Here is a 15,420-nt window from a genome sequence, read left to right as displayed (position 1 = left end):
CCACCCGGCGCAAGACTTACAGCCCTTTCTTATCCATCAGTACCGCCAAATCCACCAGGCGGTTTGAGAATCCCCACTCGTTGTCATACCACGCCAGGATCTTCACCATGTTCCCGCCAATGACCAGCGTGGAAAGCCCGTCGATAATCGAGGAGCGCGGGTCGCCCTGGTAATCACTGGAGACCAGCGGCTCATCGCTATAGCCCAGAATGCCCTTAAGGGGCCCGCTGGCGGCAGCCTGACGGAACGCGTCATTCACCTCGTCGGCGGTGACGCTACGGCTCAGGGTGACCGTTAAGTCGACAATCGACACCACCGGCACCGGCACGCGCAGGGAGTACCCGGTCAGCCTGCCGTCCAGGGAGGGGATCACTTTCCCCAACGCTTTTGCCGCGCCGCTTGAATAAGGCACAATCGACAGCGCCGCCGCGCGCGCGCCGCGCAGGTCTTTCTCCGGCTGATCGTGCAGCGCCTGGCTGTTGGTGTAGGCATGCGTGGTGTTCATCAGGCCATGCTCAATCCCGAACTGCTGATGCAGCACCTGAGCGGCCGGAGCCAGTCCGTTCGTGGTGCAGCTCCCGTTGCTCACCACCGCGTGGCGGGCGGGATCGTACTGATCGTGGTTGACGCCCATCACAATCGTCAGGTCGTCGTTCTTCCCGGGGGCGGAAATGATGACGCGCTTGGCGCCGCCGTGGGTGATATGCACCGCCGCTTTTTCCCGCTCGGTAAAGAAGCCGGTGGCCTCAATCACCACGTCAGCGTCGACGTCACGCCACGGGATATTCGCCGGGTCGCGTTCGCTAAACACCGCAATCCGCTGCCCGTCTACCTGCAGCGCGCCGTCTGCCGCTTCGACCGGTGCGGGCAATTTACCCAGAAGGGAATCATGCTTCAGCAGGTGGGCGAGGGTTTTACTGTCCGTCAGATCGTTAATGGCCACAATCTGCAGATCCGGGTTACCCAGCGCCGCGCGCAGGAAATTACGTCCGATACGGCCGAAACCGTTAATACCGACCTTAACCATAGTGCACTCCTTATCTCTGTTGTCTGGAGTCACTGTAGGCGTCGGGCCGGTTGGCGTAAACGACAAAAAAGGATCAGATTACGCCATCTTGCGGCAGTGGAAGCGCTGGCGGTACTCGCCGGGGGTGAGGTGAAGCTGCTTCTCAAAGATGCGGCGCAAGTTAATGCTGGTGCCAAACCCGCTTTGCTCCGCCACGCGCTCAAGGGGCTCCTGCGTCTGCTCAAGCAGCTGGCGGGCGGCGGCCAGACGCGCTTCGGTCACGTAGCGGGCCGGAGAAACGCCCGCGTCGCGGGTAAACACGCGGGTGAAATTACGCGGACTCATCGCCGCTTTCCCGGCAAGATTTTCCACGCACAGGTCGGCGGTGAGGTTCTGCAGGATAAAGCGTTGCACCTCGCTTATTGGCCCTGACGTATCCGGCTGCTGCAGGCTGTAACGGCTGAACTGCAGCTGGCCGCCGGGACGGCGCAGATACATCACCATATCCTGCGCCACGTCGCGGGCGAGGGTAAATCCATAGTCGTCTTCCACCAGCGCGAGGGTCAGGTCGAACCCGGAGCTCACGCCGCCGGAGGTCCAGACGGGGCCATCCTGAATGTACAGCGGGCCGCCCTCGACCCGGACTGATGGGTACTGTGCCTGCATCGTCTCCAGCAGCCGCCAGTGGGTCGTCGCGCGCCGCCCGTCCAGCAGGCCGGTCTGGGCCAGCAGCATCGCGCCGCCGCAGATAGAGGCGATACGCCGGGCGTGGGGCGCGGCGAGGTGCAGCCAGTCTACCACCGCCGTGCTCTCCTGCTCGTTCATGCCGCGCCCGGTAATGATAATGGTGTCCAGCGGCTCGCGCGGATCCAGCTCCGGCAGGCGGTAATCCGCCAGCAGGTTCAGGCCGGACTGGCCGTGGATCACCTGGTGAGGCTGCGTGGTGGCGATGATAATCCGGTAGCGGGGGGCCGCGAGCCCTTCCGGGTGCAGCCGGTTGGCCTGCATCAGAATGTCGGCGATACCGGCGGCCTCAAACAGCATGCCCCCGTCGGGAACAATAATCAGGATCATCTTCATGTCCTAAAAAGTACCTTTATCACAGAATAAGTCAAGCCGCGCGTGCTTTCCGCGCTTCTGGCAAAGCAAAGCGATTTAAGTTCTTTGTTATTTCAGGCGTTATCCCCGATCGTCAGGGCACTGTCTCTGGCGAAACGGCGTCTGAAGGAATGGGTCAACGAAGCTCTCTCTATTTACATCCGCAACAGCGTGAACACATCCGCCATCTCGCATCGGGTTTTATATGGCGTAGCGAACTGCCCACGTGGCTGTTAATCATCACTATTTATGCCGGCTGGTTTGCCTCGCTGACGTTCTGGCAAACGCTCGGCCTGCTGCCCGCCACGCTGCTGCTCGTCGGATTTACCGCCTGGTATATGTCCCTGCAGCATGAGCTGATCCACGGGCACCCCACGCGTTTTGCCTGGCTTAACCAGCTGTTCGGCACGCTTCCGCTGGCGATCTGGTATCCGTACGGCCTCTACCGCGACTCCCATCTCGCCCATCATCGACACCATAGCCTGACCCATCCGGTGGATGACCCGGAGTCGTACTATTTTACCGACGAGAGCTGGGCGCGTTTTTCTCCGTGGCAAAAACGCGTCATTCGGGCCCGGAATACCTTCGCCGGGCGATTGATGCTGGCACCGCTGCTGGATATCCTTCAGACGCTGGGCAGCGCCGCGGCAGCATTTCGCCATCTTCACCTGCGGGCCATGTCCATGTGGCTGGTTCACGTGCTGCTGCTGGCGGCACTCTTCGCGTGGATGATGCATGTCGGTTTTTCACCCGTCTGGTTCGTGCTGGCGGTCAGCTATCCGGCGCTGGCGCTGACCAAGGTCCGATCCTTTTTCGAACATCGCGCGGCGGACGATCCGCTCGCGCGCTCCGTCATTAACGAGGCCGGGCTGTTCTGGCGGGTACTGTTTTTAAATCTCAACTACCATTCAGTGCATCACGATTTACCCGGCGTTCCGTGGTACGGGCTGAAGGCGATCTACCAGCAAAACCGGGAGGCCTACCAGCAGCGAAACCGCGGTTTTCTCGTCAGGGGCTACGGTGAGTGGCTGCGTCAGTTCTGGGTCAGGCCCGTTGACGTCACCGTTCACCCCGGAAAACAACAGGGGGAGGGATATGAGTAATCTGCTGGCGTTTCCCATGTACGCGGTGGATCGCGCCGACACCCGCGCGCTCTGGCTGGCGGTTAAAGGGTTACTGGCTGCCCGGGGCCTGTCCGTCGACCCCGACCCCGGCTGGCCGGAATTTGACCTGCTGACCCACTGGCAGCAGCCTGGGCTTGTCCTCAGCCAGACCTGCGGCTATCCGCTGGTCACGCAGCTCCCGGAGGTGCAGGTGGTCGGCTGTTTTCACTACGCGGCACCGGGCTGCGAAGGGTTCCAGTACCGCAGCTTTCTGGTGGTACGGGAGGAGGATCGGCACCTCACGCTGGCGGATTTTCGCGGACGACGCGCGGTCTGTAACGCTCCTGACTCGCAGTCCGGCTATAACGCGCTGCGCAAAAAAGTGGCTCCCCTGGCGAGCGACGGTCCATTCTTCGCGCAAACGTCCTTTAGCGGCAGCCATCGCCAGTCGCTGATTGACGTCAAACGCGGGGCGGGGGATATCGCGGCCATCGACTGCGTCACCTGGGCGCTGCTGCAGCGCCATGAGCCGGAACGCCTGAAGGGGCTGACGGTCATTGACCATACGCCGCTGACGCCGGGACTGCCGCTGATCACGTCGACTAATACACCTCCTGACATGCTTAACGCCCTTCGCGATGCGCTCCACGCGCTCGTGAGTTCGCCGGAACACCGGGCCGTCTGCGACGCAGCGCTCATCAACGGTTTTAGCGCGGTGACGCGTCAGGCCTACGCCTCTTTGCTGGCGTGATAAATCTCCCGCGCGTCGGTAAAACAGCGCAGCGCCAGCGAGGAGACGGGTTTCTGCCTGCGCATAATCAGGCCGACGGGCGCGTCAATGTTCGCGTCGGCGATGGGGACAATCCTGAAATGGCTGTTCAGATCCTCCAGGCCGTTGTTAAGGGGCATTACGGCGCAGCACACGCCGCTCTGCACCGCCTGAATGATCTGGAACGTGGAGTCGCTCTCGAAAACGGAGGTTGGTTCAATGCCTGCCGCGTTAAGGCTGGCCTCCACGTGGGCCCGGTAGTGCATCCCTTTGGTCAGAAACCCCAGCGGAAAATCCGTCAGGTCGTGCCAGGTCAATGTCTCCCGATCGAGCCGGAAGCGGCGAGTGTCGTGCAGCAGGCCCATCTTCGTGTTTGGCAGCCGGATAATGTCGAACAGGCTGGTGTCGATGCTGTTGAGATAGCAAATGCCCAGCTCAAGCTGATTGCGGCTGACGCCGTCGGCAATCTGCGCGGAGGACATGGCGTAGAGGCTGTAGGTCAGCTCCGGGTATTTCTGCGTCAGCAGGCGGATAAAGATCATCGGATCGACGCTCGCCAGCGGCACCATCCCCAGACGGAGTTCGCCCACCACCTGACCTTTGCACAGCGCGGCTTCCGCCTGTAGCCCGTCGTGCGCGGCCAGCAGGGCGCGGGCCCACGCGAGGATGCGTTCTCCCTCCGGCGTAAACCCTTCGAAACGCTGCCCGCGCGCAATCAGCACCAGCCCCAGCTCCTCCTCAAGGCTGCGGATGCGCATGGAGAGGGTTGGCTGGGTGATGTTGCACTGCGAGGCCGCCTTGCCAAAATGGCGGGTCTCGTCGAGCGCGATCAAATATTTTAACTGTTTAATATCCATCTTTTTTACGCGCGCGCAGCCCTACAGCATGCGGATCTCTTTCGAGCGCAGGGTGATGCGAACCGGAACGGATTTGTACGACGGCGTACCGCTGTCCTTGTCCAGATAGTCAAGGGGTACCAGCACGTTGGCCTCCGGGTAATAGGCGCCGACGGTGCCCGGCGCGATGCTGTACGCCACCACGGTAATGTCGTTCAGACGCTGAACGCTGCCGGGCAGGGCGGTCTCGATATCCACGCGGTCGCCGTGCTCCAGCCCTGACTGTGCCATATCGTCTTCGTTCATAAACAGCACGTCGCGGCGGCCAAACACGCCACGGTAGCGGTCGTCAAGCGCGTAAATGGTGGTGTTGTACTGGTCGTGGCTGCGCAGGGTGATCAGGCGCAGAACATGCTCACCTTCACCGCTGGCGTTCTCGTGCACGCCGTCGAACACCGAGAACATCGCTTTTCCCGGCGCCGTCGGCCAGATTCGCTGCGTCGGCGGCAGCGGCATACGGAAGCCGCCGGGCACGCGGATCCGCGCATTGTACTGCTCGAAGCCCGGAATGGTCTGTTCGATCAGCTCGCGAATGCGGTCGTAATCCTCAACCAGCGTCAGCCAGTCCACGCGGGTTTCCGTCAGGGTCGCTTTCGCCATGCCGGCGACGATAGCAGGTTCCGAACGCAGTAACGGCGAGGCGGGCTTCAGCTTGCCGGATGAGGCATGCACCATCGACATCGAGTCTTCGACGGTAATGGACTGACGCCCGGTGGCCTGAATATCCAGCTCGGTACGGCCAAGGCACGGGAAAATATAGGTCTCTTTGCCCACCAGCAGATGGGTTCGGTTGAGCTTGGTGCCGACGTGGACGCTCAAATCCAGGTTGCCCATCGCCGGGAACCCCCGCTCGTGATCGGGCATTGCCACCGCAAAATTGCCGCCGAGGCATATTAGCGCCTTCGCGCGGCCGTCGATCATCGCCTGGGTGGCCTGTACCGCATCGTGTCCGTGGTGAGACGGCGGCTCAAAGCCGAACACGTCTTTCAGGCGGTTAAGAAATGCCGGCGCAGGCTTCTCGCTAATCCCGACGGTGCGGTTACCCTGTACGTTCGAGTGACCGCGAAGGGGGCAGATACCCGCGCCGGGCTTGCCGATATTGCCGCGCAGCAGCAGCAGGTCGGCGATCAGGCGGACGTTTGCCGTGCCTTTATTGTGCTGGGTAATGCCCATCCCGTAGGTAATGATGGTGGCATTCGATTTCGCATAGGCCTCGGCCACCTGTTTGAGCGCCGACTGGCTCAGGCCTGACTCGCGTTCGATCTCGTCCCAGCGGGTCTGCGCGATGTCGGCGGCGAACGCCTCAATGCCCTGGGTGTGTTCGGCAATAAAGGCGCGATCCAGCACGCCACCGCGTTCGGCCTCCATCTCCAGCAGATGTTTGGCAATGCCTTTCAGCGCGGCGGCATCGCCTCCGGCCTTCACCTGGAAGTAGGTTGAGGCGATGTCGGTGGAGCTGTAGGTCGCCATTTCAATCACGCTTTGCGGGTCAGCGAAGCGTTCGAGCGCGCGTTCGCGCAGCGGGTTAAAGACGATAATCGGCACGTTGCGGCGCGCCAGCTCGTGAAGCGTGCCCATCATGCGCGGGTGGTTCGTACCGGGGTTATGACCGATGGAGATCACCAGCTCGGTCTTGTCGAAGTCGTCCAGCGAGACGGTCCCTTTGCCGATGCCAATCGAACGGGGCAAGCCGACGCTGGTGGCTTCATGGCACATGTTCGAGCAGTCGGGGAAGTTATTGGTGCCGTATTCACGGGCGAACAGCTGGAACAGATACGCCGCTTCGTTTGAGGCGCGCCCGGAGGTATAGAACTCGACCTGGTCCGGTTCGAGCCCGCGCAACACCTCGCCGATGCGTTGAAACGCCTCGTCCCAGTCGACGGGCCGAAAGGTGTCGCTTGCCCGGTCATAGCGCAGCGGATGCGTCAGCCGACCGTAGCCTTCCAGCTCGAAGTCCGATTTTGCCAGCAGGGATGAGACGCTGTTTTCTGCCAGAAACGCGGGGGTGACGCGTTTGCTGGTCGCTTCCCAGGTCACCGCTTTGGCACCGTTCTCGCAGAACTGGAACGTCGACTTATGTTCTTTATCGGGCCACGCGCAGCCCGGACAGTCAAAACCGTCTGGCTGGTTGGTACGCAGCAGCGTGGCGGGAGCATCAAGGGTATCCATTTGAGTACGCACCGCGATGGCCGTCGCTTTTAGCGCGCCCCAGCCTCCGGCAGGACCGTCATAGTGTCTGATGCCCGGCACTGAGCGTCTTTTTTTGTTCATACCCACTCCTGATTTGTTCGGTCGCACAACGTCTGAACGCATAAAGCACTGCAGGGGACAATAAGCGAAAGCAATGACCACCGAAAATCGGGCCCACGCGTCGCGTGAAAATGCTTTTCCTTAAAGTGTTTTTATTACAGTGCGTTATCCGATCTGGTGATTAAATATTTAAAGAAATTATAACGAATATTTATCATTTGAATAATAAATCTTATCTATCGCGCGGTAGGCGGGATAGATGGCAGGTAGCGAGAGAAGATGTAGCGACAATAAAACTTCGAATGAAACTGGCAGACGTTGGAAACAGAGGACGCTCGCGTCTGGCGTGCCGTTGCGCACATTTCACGCTTGCGATAATGCCGGGAAGGTTAATTACGGCTTAATATTTAATGGTGATAATTTATGCCGAACAGGGTAATGATCGCGTCGCGAAATAGAGAGTTATTTTGCGCCGTAAAATTAACGCTGCGTTGCATAAGTGAAATATACGCACTATGGTCATGAGCAGTTTTCAATATTAAAGATGCGCTAATCGTGCAACAAATAATTCATCGATGATATATCCATTTGGCCTCAAAAATACGCGAATTCTACTAATTATGGTAGTGGCGATAATAGCCATGTTGCGTTAATGAAAGTGGTTCTCTTTTGGTTTTTTTATTTGAAAATCATGATCTTAATGCTGTGCATCATGAGGAAATAAGAAAGTTGTAGGCCCGATCTGTTTTTATCATAGGATTAATCTTATATTTTGCCGACTGCTTCATTTACCAACAGTTACCTGACGGTAAATATTGAATTGAAGCGAAGCTCATGTAAACTTGTTTACCGTTTGTCAAAATATGTCAGGAAGACGCTGGGCCTTATTCTGAAGGGCTCGTGCGGTAGCTATGCCCTTAAAATAGTAACGCCCCGAAAATATCCTGACTATTTTAACAATAGCACTTAAGTCAAACTTCATCCCCTTATCTTCATCATCGAAATATCGCTACGGAAAAGCATATGAAAATGCGCGTACTGTTTTCACTTCTGTTTGTAATGGCGGTGGCGGGCTGTAAAGCGCCGCAGAAACCTGTGGTCAACGACGATACGATCGAGACCAGCCAGGTCAATGGCGTCACCTTAACCCACCGTCACGCCGTGACGCCGCCAGCGGAGTTCACGCCGGTAAACGAGCCGTATCGTGCCATGTATCCGGCCTCCCTGATGAGCCGTCCTGACTTCGGCGGCAAAGTTATCCGTCATCTTGAGACCGGAAAAACCTACGTGGTGCTGGGGCAGGTTGAACACTACTGGATGGCGCTTGCCGATGAAGGTAATGAACAGCTGATTGGTTACGTCCCGATGCGCGCCGTGATCAAGGCTGACCAGTACGACGCTGCCGTGCGTAAACAGGCTATTCGTCCGAAGGCACGTAAAAAAGCGACCTGCGTCGATGTCGATGGCAACAGCAAGGCCTGCAAAGACAGCGCTAACGGTACCTGGATCCTGAACTAAACGGCTTTCATGAGCGCATTTTTATGAATCATAAAAATTTTCATAAGCTGTGGTTACTCTTTTACGCGGTGATTTTCGCCCTGGTCAGTGGCTGTACGTCGTCTTCACACAGCGACCCCTCTCGCTACAACCTGCAGTTTCAGGCTCATCCACAAATCAATGACTCTGCGCCGCTTAAGGTCCGGGTGCTGTTGCTGAAATCCGATGCGGATTTCATGTCCAGCGACTTCTACTCCCTGCAGAACAACGCGTCAGCCACGCTTGGCGCGAATCTGCTGAACAGCGATGTGTTCTTCCTGATGCCGGGACAGCTGTCAAAAACCCTCAGCGGGCAAAGCTCTCCGGAGGCCCGCTATATCGGCGTGATGGCGGAGTATCAGGTGCTGGATGGCAAAAAATGGCGCGTTTCACTCCCTCTGCCCGTGCCTGGCGAAAATCATATCTACCAGTTCTGGAAAGGGTCCGCAGATGAGCTCCAGGCCAACGTTTTTCTCGACGTGAACGGCATTCGGGTCATCAGCCAGTAACGCGCTTCAAAACAGGAAACACATCATCATGACGAAAGCAGAAAAGGTCGTCTGGACCGAAGGCATGTTCCTGCGTCCACACCATTTTCAGCGGACTGAAAGCTATCTGCTCAACCATGTTCGTGAATGGGGTGCGCTACAGCGGTCATATCTCTGGGGTTTTCTTGACGTTGAACTGGATGAAGCGATGCTTCGTCAGGGATGCATTGCCCTGAGCTACTGCAGCGGCCTGCTGCCGGACGGCACCTTCTTCCAGGTCCGTAACGGGCGCAACGGCCCTGTGCCGCTCAAAATCCCTGACAATCTTACCAACGAAAAGGTGGTGCTCGCGCTGCCGGTTCGTCGCGGCGAGAGAGAAGAGGTGATTTTTAGCGAAGAGCCGTCCTCGCTGGCGCGCTTCGTCGCCTTCGAGCAAGAGGTGGAAGACGATAACGCCATGTCGGTGGGGGATGCCACCGTCCAGTTTGGCCGCCTGCGTCTGACCCTGATGCTGGAAAAAGACCTCACGGCAGAGTGGACCGCCATCGGCGTGGCGTTTGTCACCGAGAAGCGTAACGACAACCACGTGCGGCTCGACAACAGCTATATCCCGCCGATGCTGAACGCCAACAACAGCCCGCAGATCTACAGCATGATCAACGATCTGCACGGCTTGCTGGTACAGCGCAGCCAGCAAATTGGCGGTCGCTTGCGCCAGCCCGGCCGCTTTAACACCTCTGAGCTAATTGAATTTACGCTGCTTTCGCTGGTGAACCGTCATCTGGGTGAGGTATCGCATTTAAAAACCCTCCCGCTGCTGCATCCCGAAACGCTCTGGCGCAGCTGGCTGCCGTTCGCGACCGAACTCGCCACCTGGACCTCGCAGCGCGCCGCCGAAAGCGTGCTGCCGATTTACGATCATGACGATCTGGCTAACTGCTTCAGCAAGCTGATGCTGATGCTGCGTCAGGGACTGTCTCTGGTGATGGAAGATCACGCGATTCAGCTGCCGCTTAACGAGCGCTCTCACGGCCTGAACATCGCCACGGTGCCTGAAACCAGCATGGTGCGCGAGTTCGGCTTCGTGCTGGCGGTAAAAGCCAATGTGCCGGGCGAACACCTGCAAACCCATTTCCCGGCGCAGATGAAGGTCGCACCGGTGTCGAAAATCCGCGATCTGGTTCAGCTGCAGCTGCCGGGCATTATGCTGCGCGCCATGCCTGTCGCGCCGCCACAGATCCCGTGGCATGCCGGCTACAGCTACTTTGAACTGGAGAAGGGCAGCGAGCTGTGGCACGAGATGGATAAGTCCGGCGCATTCGCCCTGCATCTCGCAGGGGAATTCCCGGGGCTGGATATGGAGTTTTGGGCCATCCGTAGCCCGACAGAATAATAAAGCGAGCGCTTAATATGCAGGAACGACAGGACACCGGCAGCGATGCCGCGTTTACCGGAGCCAGTAGCAACAATCAGCTGGTGGCGGCCGCCAACCCGCTGCTCAATGCGATTCCGCAGATCCGTCACTCGGTGTCGCATGACGATCAGGTGGCGCTCCGCCAGCGCCTGATCGATGAGATTCGCCGTTTCGAAGTCCGCTGTCAGCAGGCGGGGCTGCCCTACGAAGTGATTGTCGGGGCACGCTACTGCCTGTGTACGGCGCTCGACGAGGCCGCCGCGCTCACCCCCTGGGGCAGCAGCGGCGTCTGGTCAAGCAACGGTCTGCTGGTGACGTTCCATAACGAAACCTGGGGCGGCGAGAAGTTCTTCCAGCTGCTGGCGCGCCTGTCGCAGAACCCGCGCGAGCATATTCTGCTGCTGGAGATGATCAACTACTGCCTGCTGCTGGGCTTCGAAGGACGCTACCGGGTGCTCGACAATGGCCGCACCCAGCTTGAAACCATCAAGCAGCGCCTGTGGCAGATGATCCGCGGCGTGCGCGGCAGCTATCCGCCAGCGCTTTCTCCCCATCCGGAAGATCGTCCGGTGCTGCGCAAGCTCTGGCGGCCAATGGTTCCCCTGTGGGCCTGCGTGGCGCTGGCCGGGTTTATCGCCTGCCTGTTTTATATCGTACTCAACTGGCGTCTCGGCGATAACACCAGCCCGGTGCTGGCGAAGATTTACCAGTCCCAGCTGCCGGAAACCACGATTCAGCAACCGGCCCGTCAGCTACCGGCGGTGCTGAACCTGCGCGGCTTCCTGAAGCCTGAAATCGAGGCTGGCCTGGTGGCGGTGAAAGACGAAGCGGACCGCAGCGTCGTGATCTTGAAAGGCGACGGGCTGTTTGCCTCTGCGTCTACCGTCGTACGCGATCGCTATGAGCCGGTCATCAACCGCATTGCCCAGGCGATGAATAACGTTAGCGGCAAAATTCTGGTGGTGGGCTACAGCGACAACGTGCCGATCCGCAGCGCGCGCTTTGCCTCCAACTATGAACTCTCTCTGGAACGCGCCCGCTCGGTACAGAAAATGCTGCAGGGAAGCCTCTCTCAGCCTGGCCGCGTGAAGGCGGAAGGGCGGGGCGAGATTAACCCGGTGGCGCCGAACACGACGCCTGAAAACCGCGCCCGTAACCGCCGTGTGGAAATTACTCTGCTGGTGTCGCCTGAAAACACGCAGGCCGAGCTGAACGGATTGCCGCAAGGAAACTAAGGAATGCTGACTACACTTCTTTCCATTTTGACCAACCGCATTCTGTGGAGCTTCCTCGGCGTCACGGCGCTGGCGGCGGTGATCTGGATGATTGGTCCTCTGCTGTCCATCGTGGACACCCGACCGCTTGAATCGGAACAGAACCGCATCATCAGCATTGCCGTGGTCTACCTGCTCTGGGCGCAGGGCCACATTCTGCCGCGCCTGTACAATGCCTGGCTGAACCGCAAGCTGATGGACAAGCTCAAAGAGAACGCGGAAAGCCCGGAAGCCGCGGACCCGCAGAAGCGCCTGAACAGCGAAGAGCAGATCCTCGCCAGCCGCTTTGATGAAGCCGCGCAGATGCTGAAAAAAGCGCACTTCAGCAAGGCGGGACAGGGCGCCCAGTGGACGCAGCGCTTCAGCACGCAATATCTCTATCAGCTGCCGTGGTACGTCATTATCGGCGCGCCGGGATCCGGTAAAACCACGGCGCTGGTCAACTCCGGGCTGCAGTTCCCGCTGGCGGATCGTTTCGGTAAGACCGCTCTGCGGGGGATTGGCGGCACGCGCAACTGCGACTGGTGGTTCACCAACGAGGCGGTGCTGCTGGACACGGCGGGCCGCTATACCACCCAGGAGAGCGAGCAGGTTCAGGACGCCGGTGAATGGCTGGAGTTCATGGGGTTACTCCGTAAGTATCGCCGCCGCCAGCCGATCAACGGCGTCATCATCACCATCAGCATTTCTGACCTGCTTACCCAGTCTGCCGAGGCCTCCCGCCAGCAGGCGGTGAACCTGCCTCAGCGTCTGTCCGAGTTGCATGAGCAGCTGGGTATTCGCTTCCCGGTGTACGTGATGGTGACCAAGGCCGACCTGCTTAAAGGCTTCCGCGCCTGGTTTGCCGACTACGACAAAGCCCAGCGGGACCAGATCTGGGGCTTCACGCTGCCGTGGGAGCAAACCAAACACGCCGATTACGACCTGATGGGCAACTTCCAGCAGGAGTTTTCTCTGCTGCAGCAGCGCCTTGACGCCGGGCTGCCGGAAACCATGCTGAAAGAGCATGACGCGAAAACCCGCGCAGAAGCGTATCTCTTCCCGCAGGAGTTCGCCGCGCTGCGTCCCCTGCTGGCAGACTACCTGAGCACGATCTTCGCCCGCTCAAACTTCGAAACCGAGTTCTCTCCGCGCGGGATCTACTTCGCCAGCGGGACGCAGGAAGGCATGCCGTTTGACCGGGTGATGGGCGAACTGAACCGCGCGCTGTCGCTGCCGGAAGGGGCGGAGGCGGATAACTGGGATTCGGTCAGCAAAGAAGCGCCAATTCCGGGGGCTAAAGGCCAGAGCTTCTTCATTAAGAACCTGCTGCAAAACGTCATCTTCCAGGAAGCCGGTATCGCGGGCGAAAACCGCTGGTGGGAGCTGCGCAACCGGGCGGTGATCTGGTCCGGCTACGCGGCGCTGCTGGCCCTGCTGGCGATCCTCGGCGGGCTGTGGCTGACCAGCTATGCCAAGAACAAAACCTATCTTGCAGAGGTGGATGCGAAGGTGCCGCTGCTCGACCAGCAGAGCAAAGCCTTACAGAACCAGCCGCAGCGCGACCTGTTCGAACTGCTGCCGCTGCTGAACGGTCTGGTCGACCTGCCGAAAAGCGACGCGTTTGACGTGAACGATCCGCCGATTTCGCGCCGCATGGGTCTCTACCGCGGGGATGACGTCAGCGATGCCTCGCAGTCTCTGTACCAGAAGGCGCTGGATCAGATGCTGCTGCCTGCCGTCGCCATGCACATCACGACCTGGCTTCGCAACGACAACGGCAGCGACGTGGAGTACAGCTATGAAGCGCTGAAAGCCTACCAGATGCTGTATCAGCCGAAGCACTATGACGGCAAGTTCCTGCACTCGTGGGTGATGCTCAACCTGCAGCGTAACCTGCCGCAGAACGTCACGAAGGCGCAGCTGCAGCAGCTTGAATGGCACCTGACGCAGCTGCTGGAGCCGAAGATTCAGGCCTCGCCGTACGCGCAGGACGAATCGCTGGTCGCCCGTGAACGCGCGATGATTAACCAGCAGCCGCTCTCCACGCGCGTTTACGGTCGCCTCAAGCGCCTGCTGGAGCATGATGAAAACCTCAAGCCGGTCTCCCTGTCCGACCTGGGCGGACCGCAGAGCGAGCTGGTGTTTTCCCGCAAAAGCGGCAAGCCGGTGAGCGAAGGCGTACCGGGCCTCTATACGCCGGACGGCTACTGGAAAAGCTTTAATAGCCAGATTGACAGCGTCACTACCGCCCTGCATGAAGATGACGCCTGGGTGCTGGGGGCCGCCACGGCGCAGGAGGATAAACAGCAGGTCGATAACGCCGTACGCCAGCTTTACATGCGCGACTTTATCGCCAACTGGGATCGCTTCCTCGCCGACATTCAGCTCAATAACAGCGCCGATCTTTCCCAGCGCATCAACACCGCGCGCCTGCTATCCGGCGCCAACTCGCCGCTGCGTCGTCTGGTGCAGAACCTCAGTCAGGTGCTGAGCCTGTCGCGCAATGCGCCAGCGCCGGAAGATGCGGCTAAAGCGCAGGATCAGAGCAACCGCGCCACCCGCACGCTGGAAGCGCTGTTCAGCAACAATGACGCGGCGCCGACCCAGGCCGCCGTGGTTACGCAGGCGCCGGAACAGCTGGTCACCGACCACTATGCGCCAATGATTGAGCTGGCGCAGCCGCTGGAGAAGGGCGGCAAGACCATCGTGTTTGATGATTTCCTCAAGCAGGTGGACGAGCTCTATCGCTACCTGACCGCCGTTCAGGATGCCGCCAACAGCGGGATGCCTGCGCCGGGCGGGGAGGCAATCAGCCGTCTGCAGGCCAGCGCAGGTCGCCTGCCGGGCGGGCTGCAAACCATGTTCAGCAATATGGCGGTGGGTGCCAGCAGCGATACCCAACGCCGCGATCTGGAAAACGTGCGTAAGCGAATTAACGTCGAAGTGGGCGGTTTCTGCCGTCAGGCGATCGCCGGTCGCTACCCTCTGGTGCGTAGCGCCAGCACCGAGGTTACCCCTGACGATCTCGCGCGCATGTTTGCGCCGGGTACCGGGCTGATGGACGCCTTCTTCCGCGACAATCTGACTAATAAGGTGGATACCACCCAGGCAAACTGGCGCTTTATGCCGGGCATCGACGGTAAAACGCTGCCGGGAAGCGAAGGGCTGCTGAGACCGTTCCAGCAGGCCCAGTCGATTCGCGACGCCTTCTTTGCGAACGGCGCAACCACGCCGTCCTTCAAGGTCACGGTCCGCACCGTGCGAATGGACAACACCATCCTGAACCTGACCCTGGACGTTGACGGCCAGCTGCTGCGCTACAGCCACGGCCCGCAGGCCGTGCAGATCATGAACTGGCCGGGGCCGGGCGGCACCAACCAGGTCCGCATGCAGCTGGGGCTGGCGAACGGCAGCACGGCGACGCTGACGACCAACGGCGCATGGGCGCTCAACCGCTTCTTCGATAAGGCGAGCACCAGCCCGGGCGCGGGTAGCCTGAGCCGTCAGGCCACCTTCAACGTCGACGGTCATCAGGTCACGCTGGAGTTTGCGCCAAACAGCATTCGTAACCCTTTCCAGCTTCCCCGTTTTTCATGCCCATAAC

At 59.6% G+C, this 15,420-nt stretch carries 11 protein-coding genes; 7 read left to right on the top strand and 4 right to left on the bottom strand.

Annotation, left to right across the window (positions count from 1 at the left end; genetic code table 11):
• Positions 1-16 precede the first annotated feature (16 nt).
• Complete coding sequence (gene gap / locus ACMWKK_RS00240) at positions 17-1,027, bottom strand: type I glyceraldehyde-3-phosphate dehydrogenase (RefSeq protein WP_112780853.1); 1,011 nt, start codon at positions 1,025-1,027, stop codon at positions 17-19.
• A gap of 78 nt (positions 1,028-1,105) precedes the next feature.
• Positions 1,106-2,086, bottom strand: coding sequence for a GlxA family transcriptional regulator (locus tag ACMWKK_RS00235; RefSeq protein WP_112780854.1), 981 nt, complete (start codon positions 2,084-2,086; stop codon positions 1,106-1,108).
• 149 nt (positions 2,087-2,235) lie between these two features.
• Here ACMWKK_RS00235 and ACMWKK_RS00230 point away from each other — a divergent pair, with 149 nt between their 5' ends.
• Both ACMWKK_RS00230 and ACMWKK_RS00225 read left to right on the top strand, forming a co-directional pair.
• A complete protein-coding gene (locus ACMWKK_RS00230) occupies positions 2,236-3,207 on the top strand; it encodes a fatty acid desaturase (RefSeq protein ID WP_112780855.1) in 972 nt (323 codons plus the stop codon).
• On the top strand, positions 3,200-3,958 hold the full coding sequence (locus tag ACMWKK_RS00225; RefSeq protein ID WP_112780856.1) for a phosphate/phosphite/phosphonate ABC transporter substrate-binding protein: 759 nt from the start codon (positions 3,200-3,202) through the stop codon (positions 3,956-3,958). Before ACMWKK_RS00230 ends, ACMWKK_RS00225 begins: the two co-directional genes overlap by 8 nt.
• Here ACMWKK_RS00225 and ACMWKK_RS00220 read toward each other — a convergent pair.
• Complete coding sequence (locus ACMWKK_RS00220; RefSeq protein ID WP_112780857.1) at positions 3,937-4,833, bottom strand: LysR family transcriptional regulator; 897 nt, start codon at positions 4,831-4,833, stop codon at positions 3,937-3,939. The genes ACMWKK_RS00225 and ACMWKK_RS00220 overlap by 22 nt on opposite strands.
• Positions 4,834-4,854: 21 nt before the next feature.
• On the bottom strand, positions 4,855-7,143 hold the full coding sequence (locus ACMWKK_RS00215) for an FdhF/YdeP family oxidoreductase (RefSeq protein ID WP_406542729.1): 2,289 nt from the start codon (positions 7,141-7,143) through the stop codon (positions 4,855-4,857).
• Positions 7,144-8,145: 1,002 nt separating this feature from the next.
• Here ACMWKK_RS00215 and ACMWKK_RS00210 point away from each other — a divergent pair.
• The 5 genes from ACMWKK_RS00210 to tssM are packed head-to-tail and all read left to right on the top strand — an operon-like array spanning position 8,146 to position 15,419.
• The gene (locus ACMWKK_RS00210; RefSeq protein ID WP_045326657.1) at positions 8,146-8,640 is read left to right on the top strand and encodes a hypothetical protein; all 495 of its coding nucleotides are present in this window, start codon (positions 8,146-8,148) and stop codon (positions 8,638-8,640) included.
• Between the two features lie 23 nt (positions 8,641-8,663).
• Positions 8,664-9,167, top strand: a complete 504-nt coding sequence (tssJ, locus tag ACMWKK_RS00205; protein ID WP_045326656.1) for a type VI secretion system lipoprotein TssJ — start codon at positions 8,664-8,666, stop codon at positions 9,165-9,167.
• A 28-nt stretch (positions 9,168-9,195) separates the two neighbouring features.
• Complete coding sequence (tssK, locus tag ACMWKK_RS00200) at positions 9,196-10,539, top strand: type VI secretion system baseplate subunit TssK (protein WP_045326655.1); 1,344 nt, start codon at positions 9,196-9,198, stop codon at positions 10,537-10,539.
• A 17-nt stretch (positions 10,540-10,556) separates the two neighbouring features.
• Entirely contained in the window at positions 10,557-11,795 is a 1,239-nt protein-coding gene (locus ACMWKK_RS00195) for a DotU family type VI secretion system protein (RefSeq protein ID WP_045326654.1), read from the top strand.
• Positions 11,796-11,798: 3 nt separating this feature from the next.
• The gene (gene tssM / locus ACMWKK_RS00190) at positions 11,799-15,419 is read left to right on the top strand and encodes a type VI secretion system membrane subunit TssM (protein ID WP_406542728.1); all 3,621 of its coding nucleotides are present in this window, start codon (positions 11,799-11,801) and stop codon (positions 15,417-15,419) included.
• Position 15,420 lies beyond the last annotated feature (1 nt).

The organism is Enterobacter sp. 01-M-03-SI-ECC, assembly GCF_047530215.1.
GTDB classification, from domain to species: domain Bacteria; phylum Pseudomonadota; class Gammaproteobacteria; order Enterobacterales; family Enterobacteriaceae; genus Enterobacter; species Enterobacter chengduensis.
The sequence above is the reverse complement of the archived record's forward strand: the minus strand, read 5'-3'. Positions and strand labels throughout refer to the sequence as shown.

Bases quoted from the DNA above. Each gene is read 5' to 3' on its own strand.
- gap (WP_112780853.1), bottom strand. From the start codon at position 1,027: ATGGTTAAGGTCGGTATTAACGGTTTCGGCCGTATCGGACGTAATTTC.
- ACMWKK_RS00235 (WP_112780854.1), bottom strand. From the start codon at position 2,086: ATGAAGATGATCCTGATTATTGTTCCCGACGGGGGCATGCTGTTTGAG.
- ACMWKK_RS00230 (WP_112780855.1), top strand. From the start codon at position 2,236: ATGGGTCAACGAAGCTCTCTCTATTTACATCCGCAACAGCGTGAACAC.
- ACMWKK_RS00225 (WP_112780856.1), top strand. From the start codon at position 3,200: ATGAGTAATCTGCTGGCGTTTCCCATGTACGCGGTGGATCGCGCCGAC.
- ACMWKK_RS00220 (WP_112780857.1), bottom strand. From the start codon at position 4,833: ATGGATATTAAACAGTTAAAATATTTGATCGCGCTCGACGAGACCCGC.
- ACMWKK_RS00215 (WP_406542729.1), bottom strand. From the start codon at position 7,143: ATGAACAAAAAAAGACGCTCAGTGCCGGGCATCAGACACTATGACGGT.
- ACMWKK_RS00210 (WP_045326657.1), top strand. From the start codon at position 8,146: ATGAAAATGCGCGTACTGTTTTCACTTCTGTTTGTAATGGCGGTGGCG.
- tssJ (WP_045326656.1), top strand. From the start codon at position 8,664: ATGAATCATAAAAATTTTCATAAGCTGTGGTTACTCTTTTACGCGGTG.
- tssK (WP_045326655.1), top strand. From the start codon at position 9,196: ATGACGAAAGCAGAAAAGGTCGTCTGGACCGAAGGCATGTTCCTGCGT.
- ACMWKK_RS00195 (WP_045326654.1), top strand. From the start codon at position 10,557: ATGCAGGAACGACAGGACACCGGCAGCGATGCCGCGTTTACCGGAGCC.
- tssM (WP_406542728.1), top strand. From the start codon at position 11,799: ATGCTGACTACACTTCTTTCCATTTTGACCAACCGCATTCTGTGGAGC.